This window comes from Cocleimonas sp. KMM 6892 (assembly GCF_035798195.1).
GTDB lineage: Bacteria > Pseudomonadota > Gammaproteobacteria > Thiotrichales > Thiotrichaceae > Cocleimonas > Cocleimonas flava.
The window spans coordinates 679,706-704,698 of record NZ_JAPFBV010000002.1; the positions used below are offsets into that span (position 1 = coordinate 679,706).

Consider the following 24,993-nt stretch of genomic DNA (forward strand, 5'->3'; position numbering starts at 1 on the left):
AAGCGATTGTGTAATAACAACGATATGGCAAATCAACGGTTTACAGTATCTTAACTATTAAAAAAAACGCCCCTAAGTAGGGGGGTGGCTTTAACTATTTATTCTTTTGATAGAATATCAAGATTAACGAAATAGCGATATCAGAAAGAGGGTACACACACCCTTGCACCAGAAGCTAACACTTCGACTTGCACTGGGAAATCATAAATAGCACTGAGCTGTGCTCCCGTTAAAATTTCATCTGGCGAGCCTTGTGCGATTAATTTTCCCTTTGCCATTAACACTGTTTCTTGTGCTACGCGAAATGCATGATCGGGGTTATGCGTGGATAGAATAATACCTAGACCTTGGTTTGCTAATTTTTGAATTTGTTCGAGTACCAGCATCTGATTTCCGAAGTCTAAACTCGCGGTTGGCTCATCCATGACGATCATGCCAGCATCTTGTGCCAATGCACGTGCAATTAACACTAATTGCTGCTGACCACCGGAAATACGATTAAAGTCTGTATCAGAAAAATCTGAAAGTCCGACGGTTGCTAAAGCTGCCTTAGCAGATTCAATATCGACTTTTCCCGGGGCACTAAACAAGCCCAAATGAGCAGTGCGACCCATCAATACGACTTCTAATACTTTATAGGGGAAAACCACGCCATGGTTTTGTGCAACATACGCTATATTTTTGGCAATAATCTTACGTGCTTGTGTATGTAGCGCCTTTCCGTTTATCAATACGTTTCCTTGAAGCGCCGGAATTAATCCCATCAAGGTTTTGAATAACGTCGTTTTACCACAACCATTAGGCCCTAAAAGACAGTAAACCTGACCATGGAAAAAACGTAAATTAATATCACTAACAATATTTTTATCACCATAACCTACAGTAAGCGACTTAGCTTCAATCGTAGCAATATTCATATCACCAATCCCTTTTGCCTTTAGCCAGTATCCAGATGAATATCGGCGCACCCAGAAAAGCGGTCAGAATACCCAGCGGCACTTCATTATTGGCAATACTGCGCGCCAGCATATCAACCAGACTTAGGTAACCCGCTCCCATCAATATACTCACCGGCAATAACAAGGCAAAATTCGGACCAACCAGCAAACGTGCCATGTGCGGAATTATCAAACCAATCCAACCGATAACCCCAGACACCGCAACGGCTGCAGCTGTCATCAAGGTAGCAGCCACAATCAGAATAGTTCGCATTTTACCTGGATGAATACCTAGAGATTTTGCTTCCTCATCACCTAAAGCCAATACATTGACACGCCAACGCAATAACACCATAGGAATTAGGCCTAACAGCATCATGGGCGCTGTGGTCCAAACATCTTCAAGCGTAATACTGGAAAGTGATCCTAATAACCAAAAGGTAATGGCTGGTAATTGATCATAAGGATCAGCGACTATCTTGATCAACGAAATAACCGCACCCGCCATGGATCCTAAAACCACACCTGCTAACACTAAAACCAGGGTAGGTTCGCGACCACGGACCATATTAGCGACCAGATAAACCAGAAAAACCGTGACCAAACCACCGATAAAAGCGCTAGCCTGAATGGCAATAACAGGCAAAGAAAACAGAATACCTAACGCTGCGCCTAATCCAGCTCCCGTTGAAACACCGAGTATGTCAGGAGAAACCAGTGGATTTCGGAAAATACCCTGAAATACTGCCCCTGCAGCGGCCAAAGAAGCGCCAACCAGCAAAGCCGCGACTAAACGCGGCAATCGAATTTGATAAAGAATGATTTCAGCTTGTTGATTTGAAAACGGTTTACCAGTAAACAAACGTTGTAGTATATCTGTGTAATGTAGCGAGAAAGCGCCAGTGCCCAACGAATATAATACAATGATGATATTAATGAGAAGCAGGGCAGCTATAACGAAAAAAGGAGACTTGTATTGAGCAGACTTTATCACTGAATCACTTACTTTTTTCTGCCCACTGAATCAATCTTTTCAATGCAGCATTATTAGTCTCTGGATTCTCTAGATCAACATGATAGAAAAGTTTGTAAAACTCTTTCACATCATCTCTTAAGTCTGTTTTTACTTTATCTGGGTAGAATTGGCCAAACAACCATTTAAGCCCAATCAGACGATTCAAAGAAGGAGGGCGATCAATCCAGCCAAATGGTGCTGTAGGTGCTAAATAGACGTGCTCCTGTTGTAGCGCAGGGATATTTGACCAATAAGGATTATCCCAGACATCTGCGAAAAAAGTTCTGTCCCAGGTAATAATAATGTCTGGATTAGCCACAATCACTTGTTCCATACTTAAATTTACCAAACCACGCCTGATTGGTTTGCCTTCGCCAGGATCTATAACATTAATGCCACCAGCTTGTTCGATAATCTCGGTATTAATAGAGCCTTTTAAACCCGTTTCTAAACCCGCAGGACCACGCGCCATATAGACTCGTGGACGATCTTTTTTATCGATAGATTGTAAGTTCTGTTTAATATCAGAAAGTAAGTTTTCAGTATAAACAGCCAGTTTTTCAGCGCGATCTTCACGACCAATCGCTTTGCCTAATAATCTTAGTGCATCCGCTGTTTTATCAAAACGACCATTAATTAAAAGATATGGGATGCCTGTTTGCTGCTGGGTACGGTCCGCTAATGAAGCATAAGTACCTTTAACAGAACCAAAATCAAGAATCAGATCAGGCTTTAAAGCCAGCACTTTTTCAAGATTCGCAGAACTGCCTCTGCCAGTTAATTGTCCCGTAGCAGGCAAATCACGGTAAGGTGAGGCTATATATTCACGCTCATAGTCGTGTGGTTCACGAGGCCAACCGAGTAACATATCAGGCGCAAGAATATAAATTAGAATAGCTGCTGGTGCACCTGCAGCATAAATACGCTGAATATTCTCCGGAACCTCTACAGTTCGTCCGGCCGAATCAGTAATATTTTGTGCAGAAGCAAACTGTATAGAAAGTAGTTGCGTTGTAAATATCAGCATTGTAATTAGTAAATTTCTAATGCTGAACGTAAACTGGTTTTTAAGAGAAGAAATACCCACAGACTACACCTAAGATTTTATTTTAAAAAAACGAGTTACTTTTTTATGATTCCATTAAAGTTTACTGCGGACCAATAAGTAACGAAAGAGAAATAACAGCTGGAACATTATTTATAACGACTTTGTTAAATACAATTAGACATATTAAAACCGAAGGTTATGGATGAAGGAGGTTAATAAAAAGCTTGTTAAACTATGCTTTACAGCCTTTTTTATGTGAAAGCTAAAGATAGCGTACCCCTCAGATAATAATACTTAAGTTCGTATAATCTATATTATGTTAAATAGACTATTTATATATTATCTTGTGATATTTAAACATACAGCCTTCCTCCTTTTCCACCATCTGCCAATTGATCCTTGTGTGTTTTTAAATCATGGCTGTTCAAGATACAAAATTACATCTACATAAAATTTGGGAATCTCTGCCCAATGATTCCTACCCGAAACTAAAGTTTCGGATGTGTACATAGTGACAGCCATAGAATAATTTTTATAATTAAAAGAACCTCCTCGATTTGAAGATTCCCAGCCACAACAAGCAAATCTAAGTTTAGGCATCGAGTATTGTTCTACTAGATATGTTTCTACAATATCAGCTTTCTCTCCGGAAACAGAATATGTCGACTTAAGAACTGCTAATTGTGCATCATTAGTTCGCACACATGTTTCAAATGTTAAAGCTGGTGGCTTTTGATGAGCATCACTTAGGAAATCCCCACAAGCTACATCACTGTATGGATTATTTTTTATATCAGCAAAGGAAACAGAATTTATAAATGCAGCAAATAAACTACAAATAAAGAGAAAGATAAAATGATGAATACACCCCCCTACTTTTAAGCCTTTTTTTATAAAAGTAAGAGGATGCATTACACTGTAACAGTTACGATAAAACTGTATATTTATAAACTACTTAGCCGCTAAACGTTTCCATGTTTCAATCACTGTATCAGGATTCAAAGATACACTATCAATCCCTTTCTTCATTAACCACTCAGCTAAATCTGGGTGATCTGACGGACCCTGACCACAAATACCAACGTATTTACCTTGTTTCTTGGCTGCTTTAATAGCCATTTTAAGCATCTTTTTAACTGCTGGATTACGTTCATCGAAGCTCTCTGCAACTAATCCGGAGTCTCTATCAAGACCTAAGGTCAGTTGTGTCATATCGTTGGAACCTATTGAAAACCCATCGAAATATTCAAGGAACTTGTTCGCTAAAACGGCATTTGACGGTAATTCACACATCATAATATGACGTAAACCGTTTTCACCACGACCTAAGCCATTCGCCGCAAGTAATTCAGTGACACTTTTTGCTTCTTCCAAAGTACGCACGAATGGAATCATAACTTCAATATTGGTGAGACCCATCACATCACGAACATATTTAATCGCTTCACATTCCATTTCAAAGCATGGACGGAACGTTTCATCGATGTAGCGTGCAGCACCACGGAAACCAATCATTGGGTTTTCTTCGTGCGGCTCGTAGTCTGTGCCACCGATCAAATTAGCATATTCATTAGATTTGAAATCAGACATTCGAAGAATCACAGGCTTTGGCGCAAACGCCGCTGCAAGCGTTGAAACACCTTCGATTATTTTCTGAACAAAGAAGTCTCTAGGACTTTCATAAGCCTCGATTTTAGGTGAAATAATTGCTTTAAGTTCTTCAGATTGCTTATCATATTCCAGCAATGCACGTGGATGAATACCAATCATATTATTAATGATGAATTCCATACGTGCCAAACCAATACCTTCATTAGGCAACTGACAGAAATCGAATGCTCGCTCAGGATTACCCACATTCATCATCACTTTTAAATCGAGTTCTGGCATGGTGTTGATTTCAGTTTTGGTCACTTCGAAATCTACCAAGCCCTCATAGGTATAACCGGTGTCACCTTCAGCACAGGATACGGTCACATCGCTATTATCGACTATCGTTTTAGTCGCATCACCACAACCTACAACCGCTGGGACACCGAGTTCACGTGCAATAATTGCCGCATGGCAGGTTCTTCCACCACGATTTGTCACAATCGCTGATGCGCGTTTCATGATTGGTTCCCAATCCGGGTCAGTCATGTCGGTCACTAATACATCACCAGGCTGGATTTGATCCATATCGTCCAGACTCATGATGATTTTCGCTTTACCCGCTCCAACTCGAGAACCAATTGAACGGCCTTCCGCTAAAACAGTAGCTGCATCTCTGCTTGCTTTATCTAATGCAAATCTTTCAACAACATTGGTTGCCTGACTTTGTACCGTTTCTGGGCGAGCCTGTACAATGTACAAACCACCGTCATTACCATCTAAAGCCCATTCAATATCCATCGGGCGCTTGTAATGTTTTTCGATAGTGATTGCCTGACGTGCAAGTTCTTCCACTTGCGCATCTGTAATACAATATTTGGTCTGTTTTGATTCATCCACATCAATGATTTTGACTGGCTCTTCGCCGCCGATATCATAAATCATTTCTATTTTTTTACTGCCTAAAGTACGCCCCAGAACAGCAGGTTTATTTTCAGTAAGATTTTTCTTATAAACATAGAATTCATCTGGGTTTACAGCGCCCTGTACTACCATTTCACCCAAACCGTAACTACCGGTTACAAATACCACTTTGTCGCAGCCAGATTCTGTATCCAGAGTGAACATAACACCACTGGCAGCGATATCCGAACGAACCATCTTCTGGATACCAGCCGATAATGCTACGCCAGCATGGTCGAAATTTTGGTGAACTCGGTATGAAATTGCGCGATCGGTAAACAATGAAGCGAATACTTTGCGAATCGCTATTTTAATATCATCTATGCCAGAGACATTTAAGAAGGTTTCTTGTTGCCCGGCAAAGGACGCATCAGGTAAATCTTCAGCAGTAGCTGATGAGCGAACAGCCCATGAAACTTCTTCACCGTATTGTCCCACGAGTTTTTCGTAAGCTTCATTGATGTCTTTTTCCAGATCATCCTGCAATGGAATTTCCATGATCCAATCACGAATCTGTTTACCCGTTCTGGCTAAATCTTCAAGATTATCTACATCAAGTTCATCCAGTAAAGCATTGATTCTATTGCCTAGATCTTCATGTTCTAGAAATCCTCGATATGCATCTGCAGTTGTCGCAAATCCACCTGGTACATTTACGCCTAAATTACCCAGGTTTTGTATCATCTCACCGAGAGAGGCATTTTTGCCCCCAACGCTTTCAATATCATTTATGCCAAGTTGATCTAACCAGATCACATTGTAGGTGTTCATCACGAGTATTCCTTAGTTAATCTTTAAATATCTGTCGAGGGGGTTAATGTAATATCTTGCTTGCCCTTGAAGGTCTTAATAATCTGGGCGGCTAATTCTTCAATAGAACGCTTGGTTACATCCATAGGGACAAAGCCATACTTTTTATAAAGCTTGTTGGCTTTGGCTATCTCTGCTTTGCAGGTTTTCAGGGAAGAATATTCGCTGTTAGGGATGCGTTTTTCTCTTATCTGCATCAAACGTTTCGCTTTAATCGATGTGGCAAAAATTTTGTGTTTATTGTCTAACAGCACTTGTGGCAATTCGTTTTTTTCAAAGTCGTCTTCGGTAATGGGATAATTAGCAACTTTAATCCCAAATTTTAAGGCCAGATATAATGAAGTAGGCGTTTTACCCGACCGTGAGACACCGATAATAATAATATCTGATTCACCAATAGTCTTGAGAACCATCGCATCATCATGTTTTAGGGTGAAGTTCAAGGCATCGATACGCGCATCATAAGTCTTATGATTGATCATACCGTGACTTAAACCAGATTCGCGAGTAGGTTCAGTATGTAAATCGTGCCCTATTTTATCCAGAAAGCTTTCAAAGATTTCGTAATAATGACAATTTGCAGAAGCCAGAATATCGTTGATATTGGTTTCTGGCATGGTAGCGAAAACCAGCGGCCTAAAGCCTTGTGATTCACCAACTTCGTAAATCTCTTTAGCTAGCTCATGTGCCTTTTCTTCGGTATCGACAAACGAGCGCTGATGATAGGTAAATTCTAAATGGGGAAATTGCGACAGCAAACTATGCGCCATCGTTTCAGCGGTTATACCCGTACTTTCAGAAACAATAAACACAGTACGTTGACGGCTATTTATCATTTATGTATCCATTGATTAGAATCAATTGATGGGTATCAAATCGTGTCATCAAAAATTGAATATGCTGAGTTTAGAGGCGGCATTATAAACTGATACGGAAAAAGAATATATACTCGAACTAAAGTGAAACTATGCCTTGTGCTATGTTTTTTTTAAAAGATCATTAAAGCATTTTCCAATCATTCAAAAGAGTCTAGTTAACCGATCTTTAGCATATCAAAAACTAATAATTGGACTTTTTAATCATTTCCGTGTCTAATATTAACTTCCCGCTGAGAAGAGATATACATGACGACTATATACTATAAGCAAAATAGGCTTAAAAAATTACGTGCCTTCTGTCAAGTGGCTAAACATGGCAGTGTTACCAAAGCTGCTGAAAAGTTATTTGCCAGCCAACCGACGGTTTCCTTACAAATTCAGGCTTTAGAAAGAGAGATGGAAGTCTCACTTTTTGAACGTAACGGCCCGCAAATCATGCTAACGGTCGAAGGAAAAATTCTTTACGATTTAGCTGAGCCATTAGTACAAAATGTTGATCATCTTCACGAAACCTTCAGCGCACATTGTGGCAATTTAAGTACCGGCGAGCTATCTATTGCTGCTGGTGAATCCACAATACTCTATGTGCTCCCAGAACCTGTTCAAAAATTCACCACAGAATATCCAGGCATTAAATTACGATTAGCGAATGAAACTGGTCGAGATGGACTGGAAATGCTAAGAAACAATGATATAGATATCGCTATTGGGTCTATGCTGGAAATTCCGGATGATATCGAATACAAACCAATCGTTTCTTATAATCCTGTTTTGATTGCACCAAAAGATCATCCTTTATCTAAGATTACAAGCCTTACCCTTTCTGATATCAGTCCTTATGGATTGATTTTGCCTCCTCGTCATTTAAGTACATGGCGTATTGTTAAAATGGTATTTGCTCAGAACAACACCAACTACAAAGTAAGTTTGGAAGCTGGTGGATGGGAAGTTATCAAACAGTATGTAAAAATTGGTATGGGTGTTTCTATTGTTACTGACGTGTGTCTAACAGAAGAAGATAGAAAAGACTTAACCGTATTACCACTCGATAAATACTTCCCGAAACGTAGTTACGGTATTGTAACGCGCAAAGGCAAGTTCTTATCTACACCGGCAGAGCGTTTCATCGACATCATGAATAACTGCTATTCTGAAGCTGATGCTGAATAATTAATATTGATTTGTTAGCTTGTCTACCCGGTCCAGGTTAGGCAGGCTAATATTCATTAATACAGTTAGTTTTAATTGCAATGCCACCCTCCTACTTTGAGGGACTTTTTCATTGCTTATATTTTCCCCCGCATCTGATATATCACAGCAAGCATTCCCTATTTAGTCTATAAATAAGAAATCAATCACTAAATTTCGGATCTATCTGAATGTATATACTTAAAGTAGTTATTGCCGTAACAGTCATATTTTTTGCTGTTACTATTTTCGCTGAAGACAAAAAATCAACAACAGCTTCTAAGCTATTCGAGCAACACTGCAGTGTCTGTCACGGTCTAAACGGTGGCATGAATATGAAAAAGCGAATCGCTCCGCCAATTGCTGGCGTAAGAGCGCATTATCTGGACGTACACAAAGATAAAGAATCCTTTGTCAATGCTGTCACTGCGTGGTTAAAAAAACCGGATGCGAGCAAAAGTTTAATGCCAGGTGCGATCAGGCATTTTAATTTGATGCCACCCATTTCAATACAGGACGATGACGCCAAGCTTATTGCGGAATATATTTACGACGGTGATATCGAAATACCAGAAGGATTTAAGGAACATTACGAAGACAGACACGGAAATGATAATCAAAATAAAAACCGACAAGATTTAATCACACTGGCCAGACATCTAAAACTACCACCACAACAGTTGGCGCAATTAGCACTAAAACCTGAACAAATCTCTCAAATCAAAACATTAATTGTTGAAAAAGAAGTCATCATGCAACCTTTACGCGAAGAGGTTTTAGAGTTTAATAATCAATTAAATACCCTGGATTCTCGATCTGCTACTTACAAGTCTGACATCTTTGCGCTAGCCGACATTAATGCCAAACGTGTCGAACAAATGGTCGTAGAAAGTGGCGAGATGCGGATGAAGATCGAAGCAGTATTAAATCAACAGCAATACGATAAGCTCATCAGTTTTCGTAAACAGCTAAATGAAAGACGCAAGCAGCGCTTAAAACAACAGATGCAAATTAATTAATGCAAAATTAACCTTAAATCATCAAAAGACAAACCAGGTTTTAAACGAGGTCACCCCCCTACTTTAGAGGCTTTTTTATGCAGCCTCAGTCAGACTTTTAACGATAGGTCATTCTTGATGATCATCTATGCCATCTGCGACATCGACATCTATGACGGTATCTTGATGATTGTTAATGGCATCAGACTGCAAAATATCACTAATCAAGCCTGGTCCTTGATAGATAAACCCTGTGTAGATTTGCACTAAAGACGCGCCAGCGTTTAATTTGTCTTCTGCATCTTTGGCAGATGAGATACCACCAACACCAATGATAGGCACCTGACCTTTCAAATACTTATGAAATTCTGCAATAATTTTTGTAGATTGTGTTTTAACAGGATCTCCGCTCAAACCACCTGCTTCATTCGCATGATTTAATCCTTCTACAGTATCACGCGCCAAGGTCGTATTCGTCGCTATCAATGCGTCCATATTATTCGCCAGGATTGATTCAGCAACGGCTTCTACTTCTTTTTCAGTCAGATCTGGTGCCACTTTAATCGCTACAGGCACGTATTTTTTATGCTCCAAAGCCAGCTTCATCTGTTCATTTTTAATCGCAGACAACAAGCCGTTAAGCTCGTCACCATATTGTAAGGTTCTTAAGCCCGGCGTATTTGGAGAGGAAATATTAATCGTTATATAGTCAGCGTAATAATAAGCCTGACGTAAACCAATCAGATAATCTTTAGTCGCATCTTCGACTTTGGTTTTCAGGTTTTTACCAATGTTTATGCCCAGAACACCTTTAAAACCATTACCTCTAGCTTTGTTTACATTTTCAATTAACTGGTCAATTCCATCGTTATTGAACCCCATTCTATTGATGATGGCATTAGCTTCTGGAAGACGAAAAATACGCGGCTTATCGTTACCGGGTTGCGCCAAAGGAGTGACCGTTCCGATTTCAACAAAACCAAAACCTAAATTTGATAAGGCCGAAATATAGTCACCGTTTTTATCTAAACCGGCAGCCAAACCCACTCTATTCGGGAACTCGATACCCATCACTTTGATGGATTTAGTTTCAACATTAGGCGTAACAGCACGCAATAGACCAACTTTATCAAGCAGGGACAAAGCCGGAAGGCTTAAATCGTGGGCAACTTCAGCAGGAAATAAAAACAGAAACTTTCGAATCAACTTATACATAGGTGAAAGTAATTTTTTTGGGGACAGAAGCCTAATTTTAAAGCAGTCTTATTCAGGGTTAAAGGATTTAAATGGGTAAACGATTATTGGCAGCTTTTATCAACGCCTAAAATGTAATTCTCTTTAATACCAATCTTGCTAGCCGTATTACTACCTGAAAACCCTCGAATATCATCATTTGATAAAGCCTGATAGGCGTCACGCAACATGGGTATGGATAATGGTGTGTAAGACCAATGCCACTTTTCTTCGTTATAACCATTCGGCCTATTTTTATTTTTAGCAGTATAAGGTCTATGAAAACCATATTTAGCGGCATTGTTATTCATCCAATTGAACAAACGTAAACCTTCACCGTAGGTAAACCAGCTATTATTGAAAGAGTTTATATCTATCTCAGTCCCCCAATGATGTCTTGAAGTACCTGGCATCGAACTGAATTTTAGTATGTTTAACGCACGTGCAGACGCATTTAAATTTGCGCGGCTTTTTGATTTCCACTTTCTTTCCCAGATGTAGTGCTGGTTGGTAAAATTACGCGTAGCTGATCGAATCACTAAGTTGATGCCTTGTTTTTTTGCTGCGGCATGCATTTTCAGAAAAGCATTGTATGCTTCTGTCCTTAGATAGAAACCAGAACGATTCGCGTATTTTTTAGGAACCCGAGAAAATGCGGGGTGTTTAGATGGCTGAAAACGACCCGTTAAATAATCAACGACCTGCTTATGTTCTACGGATTTTGAAGTATGCGTTGTATCGGCAGCACTGCTAGAACTAACACCAAATACAAGGCAAGCGAGTAAAACAGAATGAATGATGATTTTGGTCATTGGTAATAGTATATCACTAAGGTTTGTATCAGGTGCTACCCCTAAATTCTCAGATCTTCCAGATAGAGTTGATACAGTTTAGGTTCCATTATTGAATTAACAGGCACATCTATTTTTTGAGTATCTTTCGGAAATACCATCGCAGCCTGCATAGTCTCTTCATTAATAAATCGCGTATCTACATTAAATTGAAAACTTTCAGGGATAGAAGTTCCCGCACTAGCGAGATTAAATCCCCAGATGCCGAAAGACGGAATGGTTACGTGATAGCTTAGCGTAGTATCAAACACAGAATCCAAGGTCTTCTCGATTCCCCAGAAGGTCTTATGGGTAAAATACGGCGATGAACTTTGAGACACAACAAAGCCCTGATCCGACATGCGCTTACGAATCATTCTGTAAAATTCACGCGAGTATAATTTATTAATTGCTTCATTATGCGGGTCTGGCATATCGATAATGACTCTATCGTATAAAATCCCAGCCTGATTGATAAAACTGAAAGCATCTTCGTTATAAACGGTGACTTTTTCATGTTGAAAGCTATTTTCATTGAGCTTGGTTAACATAGGCAACGTCGAGCTAATATCCGTCATTTCAGGATCAATATCGACTAAGTGAATCAACTTTACATCATCGTACTTGAGTACTTCACGAATCGCTAGACCATCACCCCCACCGAGAATTAATACATTCTCTCTGCTGCCTGCAATGCTCATTAAAGGATGCACTAAAGACTCGTGATAACGGTATTCATCACGTGATGAGAACTGAATATGACCGTCGATATACAGGCGATTTTCTTTGTTTGACTCGGATTGAGTAACAACAATTCGCTGGTATGGCGTTTGTTTTTTATAAATGATCTGGTCAAAGTACAGATGTTTTTCAGCGAAACTACTAATTCTGGTGCCATACACAGTAAAAGCTGTGAGCATGATCAGTACTGCAACACTAATCGCTGTCATCAATCTCGGTCGAGTAAGATATTCACGGAAAAAATGTATATTAATCAAAGCGGTAATGATATTTACCAGTCCAATTGCAAACGATGATTTCAATAAACCAAGATGTGGCAAAAGTAACAACGGGAACGCTACCGCACCAATAAGTCCACCCACATAATCAAGTGACATTACATTCGCAATAGAATCACGCATGCTCTGTTTCTTCGCCAAAATGCCGGTAAGAATCGGTATTTCCATTCCCACCAAGGCACCGATAATAAATATCAGACCAAACATCACCGTGTCATACAAGGCACGAACATAGGGAAATGACATCAACAACAATAAACTACTGATTCCACCAAATAAAGAGATGGCAATCTCAACGCTGATGAAGTTCTGTATGGCATTATCACCGAGCAGTTTCGATAAATAAGAACCAACTCCCATGGAAAACATGAACAAGCCAATCGTCAATGAAAATTGATAAACACTGTTACCTAATAGATAACTAGAAACCGTACTAATGATTAGTTGATAAGCAATACCACAAAGCGCCACGATTAAAATCGAAAACAGCAGAATAGCGACTTGTTGTTTGGATATTTTTGAGTAGATATGCAAGATGGTAACCGCGGGAATGGATGTTAGTTAATAACGCTGTGATTAAGCCTCGAAATCACAAGTCATCTATTTTTTAAAACAGCAATAGCTGAAACAAATAACGCCTTTTTACACTCTAATTTACATATTCAGAGTAATAAAAAGGCGTCATAGAGCAATTGTAAATACGTTAATTACTCGTTTTATTTATTTACCGCGTGAATGACTTCCTGAACCAGCGCGTGATTTTGCACTTGGAGCCGCTTTACGAGGTGTTGCACGTTTCGCAGCAGGATTCGCACCAGTTGCGCGTTGACGGCTTAACATATTACCGATCAACATACCCATCAATAAGCCAGTTCCAGAAAAACCTGATTCACGCACTTCTTCCTGAGATGATGCTACTAAACGATTATTCTCTGAATCAACTTCAAGTTTAAACAGATCTGGTTCACCTTCATCCTGGATATTGTTATTGTTTTTATCTTCAAAACTCAGTAAAGAACCATCTTTTGCAGGCGTTACACCAATCGTTCCAGGTAGTAGCGGTGGTTGAGCTGAATTCAGGTTGCTTTGATAAGTGCTTGAAAACTTCTCCATAACGTTATCTTTATTGACATCTTCAGTGCCTTCAAACTTGGTCATTGAGTCAGAAGCAACACCTAAAACACGGTCTAAATCTGCAGTCGCTGATTTCGTTTGATCACAACCTGCTAATAAAACGGTGCTACAAATAAGTGTCGTTGCAGTAAACGTTCCGATTTTTGATAATTTCATATTTTGTCCCTTAATCCTTGATTGTGTCTATTTATCTATGTTTTATCTAAATTGTCAATTAGACCATATAGTCTAATGTTATTAATGCTTTACTGGAATTCGTTCTTTGTTAAACGTTTATGTTAAAAACGATAACTAAAATGCTGTTCGTGCAGACCATCTTCAAAGTAGTCATCTAAAACACCAGCATTGGTAAAGCCCGCCGCGAGTATTGTTTCACTCACACCGCTATAATTACTTGGAAAAGAGAGAAATACCGCTCTTCCATCATTCTGTTTCACATGGTCAAGACCAATTTTGACATCTTCTACCGTCAATGGTTCTTCACCTTCATCGGTCCAGCCAAAACTGTAAGTATCATCGGTTTCTGCAACTTCGTAGACCGCGTTGAATTTCACATTGCGATCTTCCATTGTTGCCGATACTGCACCCGGCTCTTTGTCTTTTAAACGCAACCCCAGAATCATTTGGGATTCGCCATCATCATAGTAATCTTTATGCGTGATTTCGAGCTTGAAACCCATTGATTGATATAGGTGTAAAGCTGCTGCGTAGATTGCACCATCTTCATCATCCACATAATCACTGACTTTAACAAACAGCTTTCTACCACCAATCGCTTTTAAATGAGAGATCAGTTCTTCCAGCATCTTGCGACCATGACCTTGATTGACATAATCCTCATCAACATAGGTCCATGATAACCAATGCGTTTGATCGCACGCTGGCGGCGTCATATAACCAGTAACACCAATGACTTTACCTTCATGCTCCAAAACATATTGATCCATCACGCCACCGATTTCCTGGTAGCCTGCTACTGCTTCTTCTGCATCATCCTCTTCATGAGATTCGATGATTTTGAAAACCTTGCCAATATCGGAGGTTTCCATCTCTCTTAATAATTTAAAAGAACCTGCAAATGTGCTGTCTGATGATTCTTGCATGTTAGTTACTTAACTCGGTTTGATTAGGTATTTCGTTGATGCGTCCACGCAAATGTTCTGTGACTTCAATGTTGTTAGTATTAAACGCTTTTGCAAACACATCGATTGTTTTTCGCGGCTCTGTATCACCGCACATAAACACATCCAGTGCCGCGTAATCACGCTCTGGCCAAGTATGGATACTGATATGAGATTCAGCCAATACCGCAACGCCGGAAACACCACCGTTGGGTGTAAAGTGATGTAGATGAATGTGTAACAAGGTTGCCCCACTGACATCAACTGCGTCACGTAAAGCTTGCTCTATATGTTGCAAGTCATCAAGTTGCGCCGCCTCCCAGCAATCCAGCAATAAATGCGTGCCAGCATAGTCGTAACCATCGGCTTTATTAAACAGGTCCTGAGTTTTATCAGAATCTATATGTGTCGGCCAATTAGATGTTTTTGCGTGGTTTTTCGTCATAGGAAATGGAGTATAACGCGACTGGAAATATAAGGTTATTTATTTATCACCCCTACTTTGAGGCCTTTTTTTTCAAAAATATGCCTGTAAGTACGGGGGTGGCTTCGCTTTTATAGATTAGTACTAAGCAATTAGTAATTTGCAATTAGTACTTAGCATTTTCTAAAGCAGCGATACGCTCTTCTAGAGGAGGATGAGTCATGAATAATTTTTTTAAGCCATCACCCATACCGCCCGCTATACCAAACGCAGCCATTTCACCGGGTAGATCATGTGGCTGATTAACTTGCTGTAGTTTGCGTAATGCCGCAATCATTTTTTCACGGCCTGCTAATTCTGCTCCACCTTTGTCAGCATGAAATTCTCTATAACGTGAGAACCACATAACCACCATGCTCGCAAGGAAACCAAGTAATACTTGAGCGACCATTGATACAATGAAGTAAGTTGCGCCATAGCTTGAACTGCTGTTCTGGCTACCACGATTAAGTGCTGAGTTAACCAGGTGAGCAATCACACGTGAGAAGAAAATAACAAAGGTATTCATAACACCTTGTAATAAGGTCTGTGTCACCATATCACCGTTCGCTACGTGAGCCATTTCGTGACCCAGTACCGCTTCTACTTCATCAGCTGTCATGTGTTCCAGCAAACCGGTACTAACGGCTACTAGCGCGTTATTCTTACGTGCGCCTGTAGCGAACGCATTCGGCTCGTTAGCGTGAAAAATACCCACATCCGGCATATCAATGCCTACTTTGTCTGCCTGACGTTTAACCACATCAAACAACCAGCGTTCTTGTCTTGATGTTGGATTTTCGATTAATTGAACACCCATGCTTTTTATTGCTGAGCCTTTTGACATCAATAAACTGATAAAAGAACCGGCAAAGCCTAAAACAATAGACATAACGGCAATGTAGCCAAACTGTGCTGGCAAGCCCATTTCTGCCAACTTTCCTGAAATACCAAAAGTGGTATCTAGAATATTCCAAACAAGTCCCAAAACCGCAATGATTGCGAAGTTAGTGGCTAGTAGTAAAAATACTCGTTTCATAGTGTTCGTGTCTCTCTTTAGTAAAAAGTCGGTTTAAATTTAAATGAATAAAAGTGTATTTATAATTATGACTAAAAATATTAATCAGTTACTTATCTAGAGATAACATGTGGCTGATTAGTTCAGTTTACAAGCGAGATTCTATTTATTTAATGAAATAAATACACAAATATTTGAGAAGTTTTATAAGAACGGGGTATTAATTTAATAATAAAATTAAAAATTGAGTAGTACGACCAAAAGCCACAGAAAACAAATCAGAATCCCACCAAATAAGATGGCTAAGTGATGTGAACGTCGAGTGTTACTGATATTTTTGATCAATACCGATTCTGTTGGGTTTTTAGGATTTATATAAGCAGACAGTTCGTATCCAACTTTTAAAGCAGACCACCATTTTTCATTTTCTGTCAGTGACTCACCCCAGACATTTTTTTCTGCGCACCAGATATTCTGTTTTTCCAGCGAGACTGTTTTACTGGTATAAGTCTTTTCGTCTAACGTGTAGTGGTATTTGATCTCAGGGTAATAATATTTCACAGCCCCAGAATTGCCTTCGGTTTGTTCGTCTGTCACTTCAGATAATGTTTCTATCCTGGCTTTTTCTAACTGCCAGCTTTGTAAGTCGCCGTATTTTTTTAAGATACGTAAGGAGTAAACGCTCATTCCGGCGCCGATGAGCAATATCAAGTGATGTGCCATTTCAGGAAACATAAATATAAGCAACGCAACAACGAACAACGCGACAAACAGTTTCACCGAAAAATTAAGAATTTTTTGTATTGGGCTAGATAATGCTGACATGGGTAATATGGTTTTATTTTGATTATTGGCGGTCATTTTTTCAACTATCCATCAATATTACCTAAAACTAAACGAATCTAGGCTGAACAGACATACCTTAACTGTTGAGATAATTTCCCTTATCCCAAAATAGACAATAACTATCTATTAAAACTGCTCACCAAAACTTAAGAATTTGTTATGATCTTTCGCGTCTTTATCACTAAACGTAGAAAATACTGTGCGACAAAATCTATTACGCGCTGACAGCGCACTTTTAAGCTATCCCATCCGTGAAGTTGTCATCATCGGCAAAGAACTGGAAAAACTGGGTGAATTCTCCATGATCTGGGAAAACATCGGTGACCCTGTCGCCGCTGGCGAACCCGTACCCGCATGGATGCACGATGTCATTCAGAAACAAGTCGCAACAGAAAGAAGCTTTGCCTACACCGAAACCAAAGGTGCATTAGCCGCACGCGAGTACGTGCTAGAACATTTCTCTGATAAAAAGAAATGCACGGTTGAGGATATTCTGTTCTTCAACGGCCTAGGTGAAGCAATCAATAAAGTGATGAATAACCTGCCTAAAGAAACGCGCGTATTGGTGCCCTCACCTACTTACCCATCGCACGCTACGGCTGAATCCATGCATGCGGGTTGTGCATTTCTTAGTTACTCGCTAGACCCTGAGAACGATTGGGAACCTGATGTAGAAGAGATAGAGAACAAGGTTAAATATAATGACAATGTCGTTGGGATTTTGGTGATTAATCCAAACAATCCAACGGGGAGTGTTTACAAACGTGAAACGCTGGAAAAAATTGTAGCGATTGCCAAAAAGTATGATTGTTTTCTTATTTTTGATGAAATCTATCATCACATGACTTTTGATGGCATTAAAACCACACTTTTGCATGAAATTGTTCAAGATGTGCCTGGCATCAGCATGAAGGGAATCAGTAAAGATATTCCCTGGCCTGGATCGCGCTGTGGCTGGATTGAAGTGTATAACGCCGAAAAAGACAAAAACTTTAAAGGTTTCATCGAAATCATCCTGCTGACTAAAATGCTTGAAGTTTGTTCAACGACCTTACCGCAGATTGTTTTACCGCACTTGTATGATCACCCAGAATACGAATGTTATCTCGAAGGTCGTATCCGCAAATATGAGGAAAGAGCGAATGAAGCCTGCGAATTCTTTAGTCATATTCCACAAGTGCGAGTCAATAAACCGAAAGGGGTTTTCTATTTGGTGGTTGAGTTAATCGACTTACCGAGAAACACGCTGGAGTCAGTGAATAAGCAAGTGCGTCTGTACCTCGACGATCTTGAGCAAACACCTGATAATTTATCTAAAAACACTGATTTCCAGTTTGCCTATGAATTGATGGGATCTGAAGGCGTCTGTGTTGTTCCATTGACCGGTTTCAGTTCTGATATAAACGGATTTAGAATGACGCTGCTGCAGGAAAACGACGAAATATTCACTGAAACACTACACAAAATTGGTCGAGCCATTAATCTATATTATTCTTAATTTATTTTTAATCTTTTATTAGATATACGATTAAAAAGCGTTGCTATAAATAGGTCTTTAATTAGATATGGCACCCCCCTACTTACAGGGGGTTTTTATTGTATCAGGTTTGTTGAGTCTTATAGAACACATCTGATTACACTTGTTTGAGCACGCTTTAAATACTAATAAATCCCTGCATCTAAACCTGCCGCAATTGTCATACCAAGCTCTTCAACCTCTCCTTCAAAAGCTGTTTGATAACTCCCTTGCAGAATAAGTGTTTCATGTACCGGCTTCCAACGTAAGCCAGTGATAATCTTTTCCATCGCTTGTTTTGTACCTGAGCCATCGATGCCAGCACGAATGAAAATAGCGTAAGGCAGCGCTTCTGTTTTCTCCAGACAAGGATAGTAAATACGATCAAAGAAATCTTTCATCGCTCCACTCATGTAGCCAAAGTTCTCAGTTGTACCTAGTAAAATGGCATCGCATTCGAGAACGTCTTCGACGGTGGTTTTTAGTGGTTGGGTCAGCGTGACTTCAATGGAATCGAAATCTGGATGAGATGCACCGCGATGTGCGGCTTCGGCTAATAACTGAGTATTAGCCGAAGGTGTATGTACAACGATAAGTAATTTCTTTTTAATTGCCATTGAGCGACATTATGGCGGAGTCCCTATCAAGGAGTAAACCCCTAAGGAAATTCTAACGTTCAACCAATACAGGACATTGCGCATGACGAACAACTTTTGCTGCTGTTGAACCCAAGAGGTAATCTTTATAATCAGGACGATGTGAATTGATAATAATTAAACCCGCTTTATTATCTTCAGCAGATTCTATAATGTTGGCGTAAGAACCACCTTTACGAACCTCTACTTCTACTTCAACACCTGCTTTATCTGCAATAGCCTGTAAATCATTTTTGGCAGTAGCGATATGCTCTACTTCAATATTATCTGGCATTTCAATTAGGGCATAAGCAGGGATTTCATCCAACACGTGCAATAGAATAATTTTGCCACTTCCTAATAATTTTTTGGCTTTTTGTAATGACTCGATAGTTTGTTGGTCATGTGCAAAATCAGCGGGAATTAATATATTGTCGTACATGGCTATCTCCTAAATAGTTTGATTAATGTAACAATTAACATTCACTCATTTCTTGATGAGCTTTGATGCCTTATTAATAACTTATTTTAAAGATGCGTGTTGTAAAACTCGCAGTATTAGCGACTTATATCAACTAATGTGATTAGAAAAAAATCCCCCTATAAGTAGGGGGGTGTCTTTATTTGTTTTTATAGCCTTTTAGACTATTAAATGGATAGAGCTTAGTTAACTAGCAAAGGTCTTAGTTAACCAGCAATGGTCTCCACCACTCTTCATTATCCAGATACCAATCTATGGTCTTTTGAATACCCGTTTCAAACGTTTCATCAGGCTCATATCCCAGTTCTTTTTTGAACTTGCTGGCATCGATCGCATAACGCCAGTCATGTCCTGCTCTATCTTCTACAAAGGTAATCAAATCGGCTGATTTTTTACCATTTGCCGGCGCTGCTTCCGGATATCGTTTTGCCAGTTCAGGATTTTCAGCAAATCGTTTATCCATTGATTCGCAAAGAAGATGAATAATATCCATATTATTCCATTCGTTATTGCCACCGATATTGTAAATATCACCGACTTTATCGCTTGCTAATATAAGATCAATTCCTTTTGCATGATCGTCTACGTACAACCAGTCACGCACATTTTTGCCTGTACCATAAACTGGTAAATTCTTGTTGCGAAGGATATTGGTTAAAAACAATGGAATAAGTTTTTCCGGGTATTGGTATGGACCGTAATTATTCGAACAGTTAGTGGTACTAACTTTCAAACCAAAAGTATGATGATACGCACGCACAATGTGGTCTGATGAAGCTTTACTGGCTGAATAAGGCGAATTTGGTGCATACACATGCTCTTCGGTGAAACCTGGTGAATCATCGTCTAGCTCACCGTACACTTCATCTGTCGATACATGATGAAAACGATGGTTCGGCTTAGCCGTGTCTTCATTTTCTATCCAGACTCTACGAGCAGCTTTCAAGATATTGTGGGTACCGATAACATTGGTTTCGAGGAAAATATCAGGACCAGAAATAGAACGATCTACATGACTTTCAGCAGCAAAGTTTACAATCGTATCCAGATCTTCTTCTACCAGCAGTTTTTCAACCAAAGCCTGATCAGCAATACTACCTTCAACGAATTTAAAATTAGGCTTATCTTTTAAAGCATCCAGACTTGGTTCATTGCCTGCGTAGGTTAGCGCATCTAAAACCACCATGTGATCTTCCGGATAATTTCTCATCCAGTAATACACAAAGTTTGCACCAATAAAACCAGCGCCACCTGTAACTAATAATCTTCTCATTCTTATATTCTCTCTATTAAGCTATTTCACACTTATCAGCTAATAACTATTTAGCTTTCAATTCTTTCATCATTTTACGTAACGCTACGCGCCAATGATCGCTCTTTAGACCAAGTGCTTTCCATGTCACTGTTTTATCTAATACGCTATAACAAGGACGACTTGCTGGCGTTGGATAATCTGCTGTTGTAATCGGGTTGATGGTAATCTCTTTGTCTAACAAACCCAGAGAAACGCCCTCCTCCATGATGGCATAGGCAAAATCATACCAACTCGCCACACCCGCATCAGACCAATGATGAAATCCTGTCGTGTCGAGTTCTATCGATTTCCATACAGCATTGGCTAACGAATTTGCCCAGGTTGGCGTACCTATTTGATCAGCAATAATCCCAAGCTCTTCTCTTTCCTGCATAAAGCGCAGCATGGTTTTAACAAAGTTATTACCATGGGATGAATACAACCAGGAAGTTCTTATAATTAATGCTTCATCACCCAGAATATCTACAACCAGATTATCACCGTCGCGTTTGGTTTTACCGTAATAACCATCTGGATCGGTATCCGCATCAACGGCATAAGGAGAACATGCTTTGCCGTCAAAGACAAAGTCGGTAGATATCTGCACCAATTTGATAGCGTTATCTTTTGCCGCCTGCGCGAGATTTTTAGCCCCAGTGGTGTTGATTGCTATTGCCAGTTCTGTCTCTTCTTCTGCTTTATCCACAGCAGTATAAGCAGCGGCATTTATGATCACATCCGGTTTATGCTCATCTACATACGTATTAACTGCTTGCGCATCTGTAATATCCAAAGCGTCTTTATCTGTCGCTAAGCACTCAAATCCGGCTGGTAAACTTCTTTGAAGTTCGAAACCAAGTTGGCCATCAGCACCAGTAATCAGTATTTTTTTCATGTGTTTTTTTGAGTATATAGTTACTTAATTTAGGTATGGAGTCTTTGCGATAGACTAAGCAAATGTCTCTGCGTTTGCCAATGTTGGGGCCACCGCATCTTTATCAGACAATATAGGGTTTTCACCATTTACAAGAGGCCAGTCTATTTTAAGTTTCTCGTCATTCCACAAAAGGCTTCTTTCATGCTCTGGCGCATAATAATCCGTACACTTATAGACGAACTCAGCTGTTTCACTCATCACATAAAAACCATGTGCAAAACCAGGTGGAACCCAAAGCATTTTTTTGTTTTCAGCAGATAACTCAAGACCGACAGATTCACCAAACGTCGGAGAACTTTTACGTAAATCAACGGCAACATCGTACACACTGCCTTCAACAACGCGGACTAGTTTGCCTTGCGTTTGCTCAATTTGATAGTGTAAACCGCGTAAAATACCTTGAGTAGACTTACTGTGGTTATCTTGAACGAAATCATAATCGATTCCATTTTTAGCACTGGTTTTACGTTGCCACGTTTCCATAAAAAAGCCACGATGATCACCAAAAACAGTTGGTTCAATCATTATGACGTCTGGGATTTTTGTAGGGATAAATTTCATAGGCGCTTTATACTTGATATCTTATTTAATGCAACTATCTTAAAAGTTAAACAGTATAGAATGTTATAAATGACTTATGTACGTTAATATCATTGTTAAATATAAGTTTTAAGGGTGTATATGATGACAAAACGATCAATTAAATCATCAAAAAAAATCATTTTCATTTTAACTGCAATTACTGCTGTTTCGTTATTATTGACATCATTTATACCTAACGTCAGTAATAACAACTTATCGGCAGAAACCATACCCGCAAATATTGCCCGAAGAGCAGACCTAACACCCGAAGAAAAAGGCACTATCGCCATCTTCAGACATAATAACCCTTCTGTTGTTTATATCTCGACTGTAAAGCGCGTTATTAATGTCTGGACACGTGACATTGCAGAGGTACCTAGTGGAACAGGTACCGGTTTTTTATGGGATAACAAAGGTCATATCATAACCAACTATCACGTGGTTGAACAAAATAAGACAGCAAGAGTTCGTTTAAATAACAAGAAAACCTATACCGCACGTATTATAGGCCGATCAAAACGTCATGATATTGCCGTATTGAAACTGGATGGTGTAAAAAACCTACCCAGACCAATTCAACCAGGATCAAGTAAATCACTAATCGTAGGTCAAAAAGTATATGCAATTGGTAACCCTTTTGGGCTAGACCATACACTTACTACAGGCATTATCTCTGCACTTGGTCGCACCATAAAAAACAGCACCTTGAATATGGATGACCTTATCCAAACCGATGCCGCGATCAATCCTGGTAATTCAGGTGGTCCGTTGCTAGATAGTGCTGGTCGATTAATCGGGATGAATGTCGCCATATACAGTCCGTCAGGTGCTTCGGCAGGTATAGGTTTTGCCATCCCTGTCGATAAAGTAAATCGGGTTGTACCAAATCTGATTAAAAATGGTCGTTATATTCGCCCACATGTAGGGATCACTGCCAACGACACCGCAAATAAACTACTGATTAAAGAATTAGGAATTAAAGGATTACTCATTCTAGAAGTGGAGCGAGACTCCCCTGCTGACAAGGCAGGCTTAATTGATTCTAAGCTGGTTAATGGTGATTTGATTTTAGGTGACGTTGTTCAAGCGGTGAATGGTAAAAAAGTAGAAGATTTAAACGATTTTCTCGATATCATCGAACAATATCAGATTAACGACACTGTGATGCTTGAAGTACTCAGACAGGGTAAAACAAGATTAAAAATCCCACTGCACTTATTCATGCAATAATCTGATGCCATGATCTAATGCCATAATTACATTCTTACCTCGGAAACATATACAATTAACAATGGTAAAAGATGATAAAAAAATAATTGTTCTTCCTTGTAAATAGAATAAATCACCCGCATATTACTAAAAACTAATTCTTGTGTTTCAGCAAGATCAAACTTACATTAATTTCTATTTTAGATAGATAGTTTAGCGGAATCAGTTATGCCCATATACGAATACCAATGCCAGTCTTGTGGTAATGAAATTGAAGTTATTCAAAAAATTAGTGATGCACATATAACCGACTGTAGTGCGTGCGGTAAACCAGATATGAAGAAAAAAGTATCTGCTGCAGCATTTCGTTTAAGCGGATCAGGCTGGTATGAGACCGATTTTAAATCGGGTAATAAAAAGAACCTCACTGAAGGCGACAAATCGACTTCTGACAAAAAGCCCGAGAAAGCCGCAAAAGAAAAAGCTCCCGAAAAGAAACCTGCTAAAACAGAGAAGTAATCATTTACTTATCTGTTTCACCTTAAATTTACGGTATACAAAAATACACAAAGGACACTGATAAACCAAATGCTCGGTAAACTTAGAAAATATATCATTACGGGTTTACTCATCTGGATTCCATTGGGTATCACCATTTTTGTGATCAAGTTATTGGTCAACTTAATGGACAATACCATTGTACTTTTACCACCAGCCTGGCGCCCAGAAGCTTTGTTTGGCTTTAATGTGCCGGGTCTTGGCATTGTCATTAGTGCAATGATTATTTTTATAACCGGTTTCTTTTTAACCAATCTTGCTGGCAAAAGAATTATACACTTTTGGGAAAATCTCTTAGACCGGATCCCGTTGGTAAGAAGTATTTATTCCTCTGTTAAGCAAGTGACATCTACTATTCTTTCTTCTGATAGCAATACCTTTAATGAAGTGCTATTGATACAGTATCCTCGTCTAGGTGTTTGGACCATTTGCTTCAAAACTAATGATAGTCCTAAGATATTTAGTGATGCCACAGGACAGGATTTAATTACTGTTTTTGTACCGACAACACCTAACCCAACTTCTGGCTTTATTTTGCTTGTACCCAAGGATGAAGTGAAGAAAATGGACATGGATGTGGAGGATGCATTAAAGCTTGTTATGTCATTAGGCGTTGTTACACCTGAAAGAAATGCTAAAATAACTACACAAAGGTCAGAATAAGCATATACTGCGCGACCTTCTTCAAA

The 24,993-nt window shown here is 39.4% G+C and carries 25 protein-coding genes; 6 read left to right on the forward strand and 19 right to left on the reverse strand.

What is annotated here, in order from left to right; all coding sequences use genetic code 11:
• Positions 1 to 140: 140 nt before the first annotated feature.
• The 6 genes from OO007_RS08570 to OO007_RS08595 all read right to left on the reverse strand — a co-directional run bounded on the left by OO007_RS08570 (position 141) and on the right by OO007_RS08595 (position 7,200).
• On the reverse strand, positions 141 to 917 hold the full coding sequence (locus OO007_RS08570) for an ABC transporter ATP-binding protein (protein WP_131905186.1): 777 nt from the start codon (positions 915 to 917) through the stop codon (positions 141 to 143).
• 1 nt (position 918) lies between these two features.
• Positions 919 to 1,932: a FecCD family ABC transporter permease gene (locus tag OO007_RS08575; protein ID WP_325808485.1), complete on the reverse strand. Its 1,014-nt coding sequence runs from the start codon at positions 1,930 to 1,932 to the stop codon at positions 919 to 921.
• 4 nt (positions 1,933 to 1,936) lie between these two features.
• The gene (locus OO007_RS08580; RefSeq protein ID WP_325808486.1) at positions 1,937 to 2,980 is read right to left on the reverse strand and encodes an iron ABC transporter substrate-binding protein; all 1,044 of its coding nucleotides are present in this window, start codon (positions 2,978 to 2,980) and stop codon (positions 1,937 to 1,939) included.
• 435 nt (positions 2,981 to 3,415) lie between these two features.
• Complete coding sequence (locus OO007_RS08585; protein ID WP_325808487.1) at positions 3,416 to 3,913, reverse strand: DUF4952 domain-containing protein; 498 nt, start codon at positions 3,911 to 3,913, stop codon at positions 3,416 to 3,418.
• Positions 3,914 to 3,952: 39 nt separating this feature from the next.
• Positions 3,953 to 6,325 carry a phosphoenolpyruvate synthase gene (gene ppsA / locus OO007_RS08590; protein WP_325808488.1) on the reverse strand — a complete coding sequence of 791 codons (2,373 nt, stop codon included), beginning with the start codon at positions 6,323 to 6,325 and terminating at the stop codon, positions 3,953 to 3,955.
• A gap of 23 nt (positions 6,326 to 6,348) precedes the next feature.
• Positions 6,349 to 7,200 (reverse strand): pyruvate, water dikinase regulatory protein, encoded by an 852-nt coding sequence (locus OO007_RS08595; RefSeq protein ID WP_131905181.1) that lies wholly within the window; start codon positions 7,198 to 7,200, stop codon positions 6,349 to 6,351.
• A gap of 288 nt (positions 7,201 to 7,488) precedes the next feature.
• On the opposite strand from OO007_RS08595, the gene OO007_RS08600 reads away from it, so the two are divergent.
• Together OO007_RS08600 and OO007_RS08605 are read left to right on the forward strand one after the other, a co-directional pair.
• Entirely contained in the window at positions 7,489 to 8,412 is a 924-nt protein-coding gene (locus tag OO007_RS08600) for a LysR family transcriptional regulator (RefSeq protein WP_131905180.1), read from the forward strand.
• 209 nt (positions 8,413 to 8,621) lie between these two features.
• A complete protein-coding gene (locus OO007_RS08605; RefSeq protein WP_325808489.1) occupies positions 8,622 to 9,449 on the forward strand; it encodes a c-type cytochrome in 828 nt (275 codons plus the stop codon).
• A 108-nt stretch (positions 9,450 to 9,557) separates the two neighbouring features.
• On the opposite strand, the gene OO007_RS08610 is transcribed toward OO007_RS08605, so the two are convergent.
• From OO007_RS08610 to OO007_RS08645, 8 genes are all read right to left on the reverse strand, one after another.
• Positions 9,558 to 10,643 (reverse strand): quinone-dependent dihydroorotate dehydrogenase, encoded by a 1,086-nt coding sequence (locus tag OO007_RS08610; RefSeq protein ID WP_325808490.1) that lies wholly within the window; start codon positions 10,641 to 10,643, stop codon positions 9,558 to 9,560.
• 83 nt (positions 10,644 to 10,726) lie between these two features.
• On the reverse strand, positions 10,727 to 11,473 hold the full coding sequence (locus OO007_RS08615; protein WP_325808491.1) for a M15 family metallopeptidase: 747 nt from the start codon (positions 11,471 to 11,473) through the stop codon (positions 10,727 to 10,729).
• A gap of 41 nt (positions 11,474 to 11,514) precedes the next feature.
• Positions 11,515 to 13,044 (reverse strand): polyamine aminopropyltransferase, encoded by a 1,530-nt coding sequence (locus OO007_RS08620; RefSeq protein WP_325808492.1) that lies wholly within the window; start codon positions 13,042 to 13,044, stop codon positions 11,515 to 11,517.
• A gap of 186 nt (positions 13,045 to 13,230) precedes the next feature.
• Positions 13,231 to 13,800 (reverse strand): hypothetical protein, encoded by a 570-nt coding sequence (locus OO007_RS08625; protein WP_131905175.1) that lies wholly within the window; start codon positions 13,798 to 13,800, stop codon positions 13,231 to 13,233.
• Positions 13,801 to 13,922: 122 nt separating this feature from the next.
• Complete coding sequence (locus OO007_RS08630; protein ID WP_325808493.1) at positions 13,923 to 14,747, reverse strand: GNAT family N-acetyltransferase; 825 nt, start codon at positions 14,745 to 14,747, stop codon at positions 13,923 to 13,925.
• A 1-nt stretch (position 14,748) separates the two neighbouring features.
• Entirely contained in the window at positions 14,749 to 15,210 is a 462-nt protein-coding gene (gene speD / locus OO007_RS08635; protein WP_325808494.1) for an adenosylmethionine decarboxylase, read from the reverse strand.
• 145 nt (positions 15,211 to 15,355) lie between these two features.
• On the reverse strand, positions 15,356 to 16,267 hold the full coding sequence (htpX, locus tag OO007_RS08640) for a protease HtpX (RefSeq protein ID WP_325808495.1): 912 nt from the start codon (positions 16,265 to 16,267) through the stop codon (positions 15,356 to 15,358).
• Positions 16,268 to 16,483: 216 nt separating this feature from the next.
• The gene (locus tag OO007_RS08645) at positions 16,484 to 17,107 is read right to left on the reverse strand and encodes a DUF3592 domain-containing protein (RefSeq protein WP_325808496.1); all 624 of its coding nucleotides are present in this window, start codon (positions 17,105 to 17,107) and stop codon (positions 16,484 to 16,486) included.
• A gap of 184 nt (positions 17,108 to 17,291) precedes the next feature.
• Here OO007_RS08645 and OO007_RS08650 point away from each other — a divergent pair, with 184 nt between their 5' ends.
• On the forward strand, positions 17,292 to 18,590 hold the full coding sequence (locus OO007_RS08650) for a pyridoxal phosphate-dependent aminotransferase (protein ID WP_325808497.1): 1,299 nt from the start codon (positions 17,292 to 17,294) through the stop codon (positions 18,588 to 18,590).
• Between the two features lie 164 nt (positions 18,591 to 18,754).
• Here OO007_RS08650 and OO007_RS08655 read toward each other — a convergent pair whose 3' ends face one another.
• The 5 genes from OO007_RS08655 to rfbC all read right to left on the reverse strand — a co-directional run bounded on the left by OO007_RS08655 (position 18,755) and on the right by rfbC (position 22,516).
• Positions 18,755 to 19,225: a flavodoxin family protein gene (locus OO007_RS08655; protein ID WP_325808498.1), complete on the reverse strand. Its 471-nt coding sequence runs from the start codon at positions 19,223 to 19,225 to the stop codon at positions 18,755 to 18,757.
• 52 nt (positions 19,226 to 19,277) lie between these two features.
• Positions 19,278 to 19,685, reverse strand: coding sequence for a universal stress protein (locus OO007_RS08660; RefSeq protein ID WP_131905168.1), 408 nt, complete (start codon positions 19,683 to 19,685; stop codon positions 19,278 to 19,280).
• Positions 19,686 to 19,926: 241 nt separating this feature from the next.
• On the reverse strand, positions 19,927 to 20,997 hold the full coding sequence (rfbB, locus tag OO007_RS08665; RefSeq protein ID WP_325808499.1) for a dTDP-glucose 4,6-dehydratase: 1,071 nt from the start codon (positions 20,995 to 20,997) through the stop codon (positions 19,927 to 19,929).
• A gap of 46 nt (positions 20,998 to 21,043) precedes the next feature.
• On the reverse strand, positions 21,044 to 21,913 hold the full coding sequence (gene rfbD, locus OO007_RS08670) for a dTDP-4-dehydrorhamnose reductase (RefSeq protein ID WP_325808500.1): 870 nt from the start codon (positions 21,911 to 21,913) through the stop codon (positions 21,044 to 21,046).
• 54 nt (positions 21,914 to 21,967) lie between these two features.
• A complete protein-coding gene (gene rfbC / locus OO007_RS08675; protein ID WP_325808501.1) occupies positions 21,968 to 22,516 on the reverse strand; it encodes a dTDP-4-dehydrorhamnose 3,5-epimerase in 549 nt (182 codons plus the stop codon).
• 123 nt (positions 22,517 to 22,639) lie between these two features.
• Between rfbC and OO007_RS08680 the strand changes: the two genes are divergently transcribed.
• The 3 genes from OO007_RS08680 to OO007_RS08690 all read left to right on the forward strand — a co-directional run bounded on the left by OO007_RS08680 (position 22,640) and on the right by OO007_RS08690 (position 24,967).
• Positions 22,640 to 23,767: a S1C family serine protease gene (locus OO007_RS08680; RefSeq protein WP_207906993.1), complete on the forward strand. Its 1,128-nt coding sequence runs from the start codon at positions 22,640 to 22,642 to the stop codon at positions 23,765 to 23,767.
• A gap of 207 nt (positions 23,768 to 23,974) precedes the next feature.
• Positions 23,975 to 24,265 (forward strand): FmdB family zinc ribbon protein, encoded by a 291-nt coding sequence (locus OO007_RS08685; protein ID WP_131905163.1) that lies wholly within the window; start codon positions 23,975 to 23,977, stop codon positions 24,263 to 24,265.
• A 69-nt stretch (positions 24,266 to 24,334) separates the two neighbouring features.
• A complete protein-coding gene (locus OO007_RS08690) occupies positions 24,335 to 24,967 on the forward strand; it encodes a DUF502 domain-containing protein (RefSeq protein WP_131905162.1) in 633 nt (210 codons plus the stop codon).
• Positions 24,968 to 24,993: the final 26 nt, after the last annotated feature.